Origin of the sequence: Moraxella cuniculi DSM 21768, assembly GCF_900156515.1 — a bacterium.
In the GTDB taxonomy this organism is placed as follows: Bacteria; Pseudomonadota; Gammaproteobacteria; order Pseudomonadales; family Moraxellaceae; genus Moraxella; species Moraxella cuniculi.
In genome coordinates, this window is the sequence record NZ_FTNU01000029.1 from 1 (window position 1) to 8,356 (window position 8,356).

Annotated in this window: 8 protein-coding genes, 1 tRNA gene, 1 other RNA gene and 1 pseudogene; 8 read left to right on the forward strand and 3 right to left on the reverse strand. The window is 44.8% G+C overall.

Annotated elements, in window-relative coordinates:
• Positions 1–71, forward strand: a pseudogene (locus tag BW928_RS11520) (IS1595 family transposase); the annotation flags it as partial.
• Between the two features lie 297 nt (positions 72–368).
• Here the strand turns inward: BW928_RS11520 and upp are convergent.
• The gene (upp, locus tag BW928_RS10800) at positions 369–1,019 is read right to left on the reverse strand and encodes a uracil phosphoribosyltransferase (protein WP_076556226.1); all 651 of its coding nucleotides are present in this window, start codon (positions 1,017–1,019) and stop codon (positions 369–371) included.
• Between the two features lie 364 nt (positions 1,020–1,383).
• Between upp and ligA the strand changes: the two genes are divergently transcribed.
• Positions 1,384–3,441 carry an NAD-dependent DNA ligase LigA gene (ligA, locus tag BW928_RS10805; protein ID WP_076556227.1) on the forward strand — a complete coding sequence of 686 codons (2,058 nt, stop codon included), beginning with the start codon at positions 1,384–1,386 and terminating at the stop codon, positions 3,439–3,441.
• A gap of 189 nt (positions 3,442–3,630) precedes the next feature.
• Positions 3,631–4,527, forward strand: coding sequence for a DMT family transporter (locus BW928_RS10810; RefSeq protein ID WP_076556228.1), 897 nt, complete (start codon positions 3,631–3,633; stop codon positions 4,525–4,527).
• Between the two features lie 42 nt (positions 4,528–4,569).
• Here BW928_RS10810 and BW928_RS10815 read toward each other — a convergent pair whose 3' ends face one another.
• Both BW928_RS10815 and smpB read right to left on the reverse strand, forming a co-directional pair.
• On the reverse strand, positions 4,570–5,175 hold the full coding sequence (locus BW928_RS10815) for a hypothetical protein (protein WP_078310419.1): 606 nt from the start codon (positions 5,173–5,175) through the stop codon (positions 4,570–4,572).
• A 69-nt stretch (positions 5,176–5,244) separates the two neighbouring features.
• Positions 5,245–5,709, reverse strand: coding sequence for an SsrA-binding protein SmpB (gene smpB / locus BW928_RS10820; RefSeq protein WP_076556230.1), 465 nt, complete (start codon positions 5,707–5,709; stop codon positions 5,245–5,247).
• A gap of 224 nt (positions 5,710–5,933) precedes the next feature.
• Between smpB and nfsA the strand changes: the two genes are divergently transcribed.
• From nfsA to BW928_RS10845, 5 genes are all read left to right on the forward strand, one after another.
• Positions 5,934–6,716 (forward strand): oxygen-insensitive NADPH nitroreductase, encoded by a 783-nt coding sequence (gene nfsA, locus BW928_RS10825; protein WP_076556231.1) that lies wholly within the window; start codon positions 5,934–5,936, stop codon positions 6,714–6,716.
• 133 nt (positions 6,717–6,849) lie between these two features.
• Positions 6,850–7,350, forward strand: a complete 501-nt coding sequence (gene coaD / locus BW928_RS10830; RefSeq protein ID WP_076556232.1) for a pantetheine-phosphate adenylyltransferase — start codon at positions 6,850–6,852, stop codon at positions 7,348–7,350.
• Positions 7,351–7,361: 11 nt separating this feature from the next.
• Positions 7,362–7,613 (forward strand): YfhL family 4Fe-4S dicluster ferredoxin, encoded by a 252-nt coding sequence (locus tag BW928_RS10835; RefSeq protein WP_076556233.1) that lies wholly within the window; start codon positions 7,362–7,364, stop codon positions 7,611–7,613.
• A gap of 17 nt (positions 7,614–7,630) precedes the next feature.
• Positions 7,631–8,031, forward strand: an RNA gene (gene rnpB, locus BW928_RS10840) — RNase P RNA component class A.
• Positions 8,032–8,088: 57 nt separating this feature from the next.
• A tRNA-Met gene (locus BW928_RS10845) sits at positions 8,089–8,165 on the forward strand.
• Positions 8,166–8,356: the final 191 nt, after the last annotated feature.

The following is an 8,356-nucleotide window of genomic DNA, read 5'->3' on the forward strand; positions in this document are numbered from 1 at the left end:
GGCGTTTTAATAACAATGACCTTAAATCTCAAATTTCCATTTTAAAACAATTAGTTAAGGGTAGTTTGGGTTGGTTATCTAGGATGGTCCCTAAATTTATTTCACAAGAAGGCTTGGATATTTCGCCATTGTTTCTTGAGTCATGGGGTTATAATGATGACTTAAAAAGATGGGTACCAAATGGTTGTGCAAATCTAGGATAAATGTTGCCAAATTTATGAAAATGGTGTTTTTATTATTTGACAACAATATTTGCTTGATAAACTTTCAAGCAATCCCTAGATGGCCTTGTGTGGCATGGTACAAATATCCAAGGAGAATTGCCCAATCAAGTGTGCCATGTATTGACGCATGATTAAATATGCAAATTAACCAACCACCTGTGGTGTGCCAAAAATCTTATCGCCAGCATCGCCAAGGCCGGGAATGATGTAGCCGTCTTCATTTAAATGGCTATCAAGGGCGGCGGTATAGATTTTCACATCGGGGTGGGCGACATTGACGCAACGCACCCCCTCTGGGGCGGCAACCAGCACCAGTGCTTTGATATTGGTGCAGCCGTGTTTTTTTAGCATATCAATGGTTGCAACCATACTGCCACCTGTGGCAAGCATTGGGTCAAGAATGAGTGCAGGGCGTTTGTCAATGTCATTAACAAATTTCTCAAAAAACGGCACAGGCTCAAGCGTTTGTTCGTCTCGCTGTAGACCAACGACCGAAATTTTGGCGGTGGGCAACAAGTCCAGCACGCCATCTAGCATGCCCAATCCTGCACGCAAAATTGGCACCAGCGTTACGGTTTTTCCCTTGATTTGTTCACCAGTAATTTCGCCACACCAGCCCTGCATGGCGAAGCGTTCTATCTGAAAATCACGACTCGCCTCATACGCCATCAGTCGCCCCAGCTCTTTGGTGAGGGTGCGAAATTTATAAGTACTACAGTCTTTTTCTCGCATCAGTGATAGTTTGTGGCGTACCAGTGGGTGGTTGATAATGTGGATATTGAGTGAATCTGTCATACATTTTACCTTAATTTATTTTATAAAAATAATAAACATAAATGACCAAAATCATCAGCGGTCATCAACAGCTACTAATGATAGCAATTTTCTTGGCAAATTGCACTCTTGCCGATAAGTTTCTTGCGATTTGTTTTGCTCGTTTTGCTGATTTTTCACGGGTTAAACAACACTTGTGCCAATTTGACAAATTATTGCCAAAATCTTGATAATGATAAGTGCCACAAAGCTATTTATCGATTGACTTAGTTGTCCAAAGTTGGTTAAATATGCACGCTGATGACCACCAGTTGTTATCAGAATAACCATCAATATTGATTAAATATTAATCAATTTCATAGCTGGGCGATGATAAGATTGTACCATGACTGACCAAAATTTCTCCTTGATGACCAACGAGCCAACGACCGATACAGCAATCATTGAGCAAATGCGCGCTTTGATTGATTTGCTCAAAAAACACAACCATGCGTATTATGTGATGGATGCACCGACCATCACCGATGGCGAGTATGACAAGTTGCGTGAGCAGCTGATGGCACTTGAGATGACGCACCCAGCATTGGTGCAGTCAGACAGTCCGATTCAGACGGTTGGTGGAGAGCCGTTGCCGTTTTTTACTCAGGTGGCACACGATGTACCGATGTTGTCGCTTGGCAATGTCTTTGACAAAACGGATTTGGCGAATTTTTTGCGGCGAGCCAATGAGCGTGCTGGTGTCCATATTGATGAGTATGAGATGGAGCTAAAACTTGATGGTTTGGCGGTTTCGCTGAAATATCATCATGGCAGGTTTGTGCAAGCGGTAACGCGTGGCGATGGGCGAGTGGGCGAGGATATTACGCACAATGTTAGAACCATTGCCAATTTGCCACAAGTTTTGGCGGGGTGTGAGCAGCTTGAGTGGCTGGAGGTTCGTGGCGAGGTATTGATGCCAAAGGCAGGGTTTGAGAGGCTTAATCGAGACAGTCTGGCTCGTGGCGAGAAAACTTTTGCCAATCCAAGAAACGCAGCAGCAGGTTCATTGCGTCAGCTCAATCCTGCCATTGCTGCCGCACGACCGCTGGCTTTTTTTGCCTATTCGGTCAATCAAGGGCTGCCAGATGGCATCAAGACACAATCGGCGGCTTTGCAGTGGTTGGGCGAACTGGGCTTTCAGACTGCACCTTTTGCAACTGCGACCACTCTTGATGGCATTGAGGATTATTATCATCAGATTATCAAAACACGCAGCAGCTTGCCGTTTGAGATTGATGGCTTGGTTGTTAAGGTCAATTCACTGTCATTGCAGGAAAAACTGGGTTTTTTGAGCCGAGAACCTCGCTGGGCTACGGCGTATAAATTCCCTGCCGAGATTGTGCCAACACGACTGATTCATGTTGAATGGCAGGTTGGACGCACAGGCACATTGACACCTGTGGGCAAACTTGAGCCTGTCAATGTCGGTGGCGTAATGGTGAGCAATGTTACTTTGCATAATTTTGGCGAAATTGGACGGCTGGGGATAAAAATTGGCGATATGGTCAATGTCCATCGGGCAGGAGATGTTATTCCCAAAGTATCAGGCGTGATTGTTGAGTTGCGACCAAGCGATGCCAAAGACATTACCCTGCCGACACACTGTCCTGTTTGTAGCTCACCTGTGGCTTTGCCTGAGGGTGAGGCATTGGCTCGTTGCACAGGTGGGCTGTATTGTGCCGCTCAGCAGCAGGAGGCTTTGATTCATTTTGTGGCACGCCGTGCGATGGATATTGACGGTTTGGGCGGTCAGTGGCTGGTGAAATTTTGGCAAATGGGGCTGATTAAAACCGTGGCGGATATTTATCAGCTGCATCAGCACAAAGAGCATCTGATGACGCTTGAGGGTTTGGGCGAAAAATCAGTTGCCAATATGCTCACCGCCATCGAAAAATCCAAAAGCACCACTTTGCCTCGTTTTATTTTTGCACTGGGCATTCGTGGCGTGGGCGAGAGTACAGCACAGGCACTGGCAAGCCAATTCGGCACTTTGCAGGCAATTTGTGATGCTACATTGGCACAGTTGCAAGCAGTGCCTGATATTGGCGAAATCACCGCACAGTCAATTTATGATTTTTTCCGTGCTAAGCACAACATGGCAGTGGTGCAGGCATTGATTGATGCTGGCGTTCATTGGGCGACGATGACAGCTTCTGATAGCGATAGTTTGCCACTGACTGGCGAGACTTGGGTGATAACAGGTACGCTACATCAGATGGGGCGTGATGAGGCAAAAGATAAGCTGATGGCATTGGGGGCAAAGGTTGCTGGCAGTGTTTCTGCCAAGACCACACGCTTGCTGGCTGGCGAAAAAGCAGGCAGTAAACTTGACAAAGCGATGGCATTGGGCATTACTGTGGTATCCGAAGAGCAATTTTTGGCATTGCTTAATGATTATAGCTAATTTTATAATGAAAAAATAATTAATAGTTGAGCATGGTGATGGATTTATTTGCAGACCTAAGCCATGCCTGCCGAGTGCTGCATTTTGCAATCGACAGTTTGCCGTCATGTTGCCAACCAATAACCGCCAAAAATGACTTGTCAATATTGATAGATACACCCACCAATCGAGTAATTTTGGAAGAAATAGATGAATAGTCCAGAGATAAGTCGCAACAACCAGAGCTTGCCAGTGTTTGGGCTTTTGGTGGGGTGTGTGCTATTTGGCATGGGCAGTTTGATTGTTGTCCATGTGTCGGTGGGTTCTTATGCCATGGCATTTTGGCGGTTGTTGGTGTCATCGCTGATATTTGGTTGTTTGATGGTGGTTTTTCGCCAGCATTTCCCTAGGTCAAGGCGAGCGATCGGCTTTGCGTTGCTGTCAGGGGCGGCATTGGGTCTGGATTTGGCATTGTGGCACGAAAGTATTCATGCTGTCGGCCCTGGGATTTCAACCTTGCTAAACAGCTTGCAGATATTCTTTTTGGCACTGATTGGTGTGTTGTTTTATTCAGAAAAACAAAGCATGGTTCGGATTATCAGCTTAGTACTGGCGGTTTTTGGCATCGGATTGATTGCCAGCCCTGAATTCGCCAGCAATATGCAAGCGGGATTTGGCTTTGTGGCAGGTATTGCCTCTGGAGCGTGCTTGGCATTGTCCATGACTTGGGTCAGGCAAGCACATCGATACGAAACGGTGGCGATTTTGCCATTGATGACTTTGGTGGCAATCGGTGGCATGATGATATTGTTGCCACTGATGCTATGGCTTGATGGCGGTCGGATATTGCCCAGTTCACTGACCGAGATTGGTTGGATTGTGATTTATGGTGCCATCATGCAGTGTTTGGCATGGGGTGTGATTGCTTATAGTATCCCAAAATTAAGTTTGACACTGACGGGTTTGTTATTATTGTCCGAGCCAGTGGCTGCATTATTGCTTGATTATTTTTGGCTGGGCAAGGCAATTGACAGCGTGCAGTGGCTGGGGGCGTGCTTGACGCTTGTTGCTATTTATTTGGGATCAATCAACAGAAAAAACGCATAGCCAGCAGCTGATGATTGCTTGGGTGATTTTTGGTTCATAAGTTTAGTTTTTATTAACAATTTCAATTGGCAAAACCAACCCTTGTGCAAAGCTATCGGCGATGACATAATCATGCTTTTCGGCGACGATTGCTGGGGTGGTTTGGATAATTAGAGCAGGATTTGCACCATCTTGAAAAGTATGACCCAGATAGTTACCACCTAGCTGATCAATGATTTTTCCCAGTGCTTCAGGACTTGCCATGGATAGCATCATGGCGTACTGTGCTTGCTTGGCAGTGATATTAAAGTTGTTAGCATAATTAAGCACAGGCTGGCTATCAACGCCAAAAGGATATTGAAAATTATCAGCATCAACCTGTACTGTTTTGCTGTCAATAACTGCCCAATTTAGTCGCAGCTTGCCATCATCGGTGGTGATGAGTTTATTGGTTGTATCATCACTTTCACTGCTGGATTGTTTGGTTTTATTTAACAAATCATCGGCATTATGCGAATTGTTGTCGGCAGTTTGTTGGCTCTGCTCACTGGTGTCAATGATGGCAAGATTTTTTGCTGTTTGTGTATCTTGGCAGCCAGCAAATATCAAGCTGGCAATCATCAAGCCAATACGACCGATATAAAGTGTGTGGTTGTTTGTCAAATTCATTACCATCAGCTCTTTGTTGGTTGGTTTGGGCAGGTGGTGTTTTGTATTTTGTCTGCTTTACTTGCTCTGTCAAAATTGATGCTTAAACCCACGCTGCTTGTCGCGGGCGAAATCTCGCTCTTTGAGCGTGGCTCGTTTGTCGTGCAGCTTTTTGCCTTTGGCAAGGGCGATTTGGCATTTGACACGGCCATTTTTCCAGTAGCATGACAAGGCGACAACAGCATGGCCTTTTTGGTGTACCATGCCAAATAATTTATCAATCTCACGGCGATTAAGCAGCAGTTTGCGTGTGCGAATATTGTCAGGATTGACATGGGTTGAGCTGGTCAGCAGTGGCTGAATGTGCGAACCAAATAAAAACGCCTCGCCATTTTTAAAGATAACATAGCTTTCGGTGATTGACATTTTGCCAGCACGGATTGATTTGACCTCCCAGCCTTCAAGCACCAATCCTGCCTCAAAAGTTTCCTCAATAAAAAATTCATGCCGTGCCTTTTTGTTGGCACAGATTTGATTGTCAGGTTTTTTTGCCATCGATTGTCCTGCTTGCGTTGGTTGCCGCAGTTGCCATGGTTTGGTGGTGGCGTTGGCGACTATTTATAAATTTGCTGCCAATTATAGCAAAGATAATAAATTCTGTGCAATCATACAAGGCGGCTTTTGTGAAGGTTGATTTTGTTGCAAACTGTTTTTGAGGTTGCGTGCGTGTGCCATAATTTGCTAATATGCTTATGATTAATAATACTTGAGGAAAAGTTATGCTAAACAGCCAGCCAACCATCGAAACCTTGCTCAACCACCGTTCTATTCGCAAATACACAGGCGAGCCAATTTCAGAAGAGATGCTAAGTGCCGTGCTTGAGGCAGGGCGTGCAGTATCGACATCAAGTTTTTTGCAGGCTTGTAGTATTATCCGTGTAACGGACAAGGCTAAGCGTACTGCATTGCGACAAATTTCTTGCGACCTAAGCCAAGCACAATATGAGCAGGCGTTGGCAGAAGGTAAGCGACTGGGTCATGCCTATGTTGAAGATTGTGCCGAATATTTGGTATTTTGTATGGACAGCCATCGCCATAATCAGCTTGCCAAAGTGCAAACCGACTGGACAGAGGTGATGATTATTGGGGCGATTGATGCAGCATTAATGGCACAAAATGTACTGGCAGCTGCTGAGAGTTTGGGTTTGGGCGGCGTGTATATTGGCAGTTTGCGTAATGATATTGCCAGAGCCAGCGAAGTGCTAGGTTTGCCTAAGCATGTTGTGCCATTATTTGGCTTATGCCTTGGGCACCCTGACATGAGCTCAAAAATTAACCAATCGCAGCGTCCTCGACTGCCGCTGGATATTTTGGTATCAACTGACACTTATCAGGTGGCAGATGAGAACAAACTTGAAAAATATAATGAAGTGGTGCGAGAATACTACCAAGGGCGTGGTTTGGATTTGGACTGGCGAGCCCAAATCGCCGCAACTTTTGGTGCAGAGGTGCGTCCATTTATGCTGGAATTTTTACAAAAACAGGGATTTTGCAAGCGTTAAATCATTCAAAGCGTCAATTGGGCAGGCATAATTGACGCATCGCCATTTTTAATTTTGGTTTAAAAATTCCCCAAAATTTGCTACCATAGGCGTTTTGATTTTAATTTTGCTTTTACACCCAGCAGGCATAACAATGATTGCTCAAGCACACAAGACCAAAGTTTTATATCCAGGTACTTTTGATCCGATAACCAATGGACATATTGATTTGGTCAAGCGTGCTTTGCGGCTGTTTGATGAAGTGGTGATTGCTGTGGCGTTTGCTCACCACAAAAAACCGCTTTTTGATTTTGACGAACGCATTGACTTGGTGCAGGCATATTTTGCCGACAATCCGCGTGTTGTGGTCGTTGGTTTTGAAGGTTTGCTGGTGGATTTTGCACGCAAACAAGGAGCGACAGCGGTCTTAAGAGGCTTGCGTGCGGTGAGTGATTTTGAGTACGAATTTGGACTTGCCAATATGAATCGTAGCCTTGATGATGAGTTTGAGGCGGTATTTTTGACGCCATCGCAAGAATATTCTTTTGTTTCATCAACCTTGGTGCGAGAAGTGGCAAAATTAGGTGGCGATGTCAGCAAATTTGTCCCCGAGTCGGTGCAGCTGGCTTTTCAGAATAAATTTGCCACAGCTTAAGAGGTGCGATAATGGCACTAAAAATTACCGAAGAATGTATTAATTGTGATGTTTGTGAGCCTGTTTGCCCGAATGAAGCGATTTTTGCAGGGGAGGATATTTATGTCATCAATCCTGACCTGTGCACCGAATGCGTTGGGCATTATCAAACGCCACAGTGCGTGGACATTTGCCCTGTTGATTGCATTCCCAAAGACCCAAATTACCCAGAAACCCAAGAGCAATTGTTGGCAAAATATCAAAAACTTACCGCCGATGCTTAAATTATGCTATAATAAATTCGGCAGACCAGACAATCGCTGTTTAAGCAATTGCTTAAAGGGAGGAAAGTCCGGGCTACATAGGGCGATGTGCTAGCTAACGGCTAGGGGGCGTAAGCCTACGACAAGTGCAACAGAGAATAGACCGCCCGACCACTCAACCGAATTTTTTGCTGATTGATTATCGGGTCTTAAAAATTTCGGTTGAGTGGTTGGGTAAGGGTGAAACGGTGGGGTAAGAGCCCACCGCATGACTGGCAACAGTTCATGGCAAGGTAAACTCCACATGTAGCAAGACCAAATAGGAACTCAATGGGTGGCCCGCTCAGAGTTCGGGTAGGTTGCTTGAGCGTGTCGGCGACGGCACGCCTAGATGAATGATTGTCCACGACAGAACCCGGCTTATCGGTTTGCCAAAAATTTTTCAAATTTTCTATTGACAGGACATAAATTTGTGCTAGAATATGCCTCCTGTAACGGCGATGTAGCTCAGCTGGTTAGAGCGCACGACTCATAATCGTGAGGTCAAGAGTTCAAGTCTCTTCATCGCCACCAATTATTAGATTAAATTTCAAAAAATGCTTGACATCGAAATTTAATACTGTATAATTGAATGCTCATAGGGTTTGAAATTTTTTATTCAAAAAATAAAAAACCCCTTGACAAACAATTAAAAGCGTATATAATACGCAACTCATTGAACAACTGGACGACAGTGTTCAACAACTATTTAAAATCCAAACTAA

Coding starts and splice junctions, on each gene's coding strand:
- upp (WP_076556226.1), bottom strand. CDS start 1,019: ATGACAGATTCACTCAATATCCACATTATCAACCACCCACTGGTACGC.
- ligA (WP_076556227.1), top strand. CDS start 1,384: ATGACTGACCAAAATTTCTCCTTGATGACCAACGAGCCAACGACCGAT.
- BW928_RS10810 (WP_076556228.1), top strand. CDS start 3,631: ATGAATAGTCCAGAGATAAGTCGCAACAACCAGAGCTTGCCAGTGTTT.
- BW928_RS10815 (WP_078310419.1), bottom strand. CDS start 5,175: ATGAATTTGACAAACAACCACACACTTTATATCGGTCGTATTGGCTTG.
- smpB (WP_076556230.1), bottom strand. CDS start 5,709: ATGGCAAAAAAACCTGACAATCAAATCTGTGCCAACAAAAAGGCACGG.
- nfsA (WP_076556231.1), top strand. CDS start 5,934: ATGCTAAACAGCCAGCCAACCATCGAAACCTTGCTCAACCACCGTTCT.
- coaD (WP_076556232.1), top strand. CDS start 6,850: ATGATTGCTCAAGCACACAAGACCAAAGTTTTATATCCAGGTACTTTT.
- BW928_RS10835 (WP_076556233.1), top strand. CDS start 7,362: ATGGCACTAAAAATTACCGAAGAATGTATTAATTGTGATGTTTGTGAG.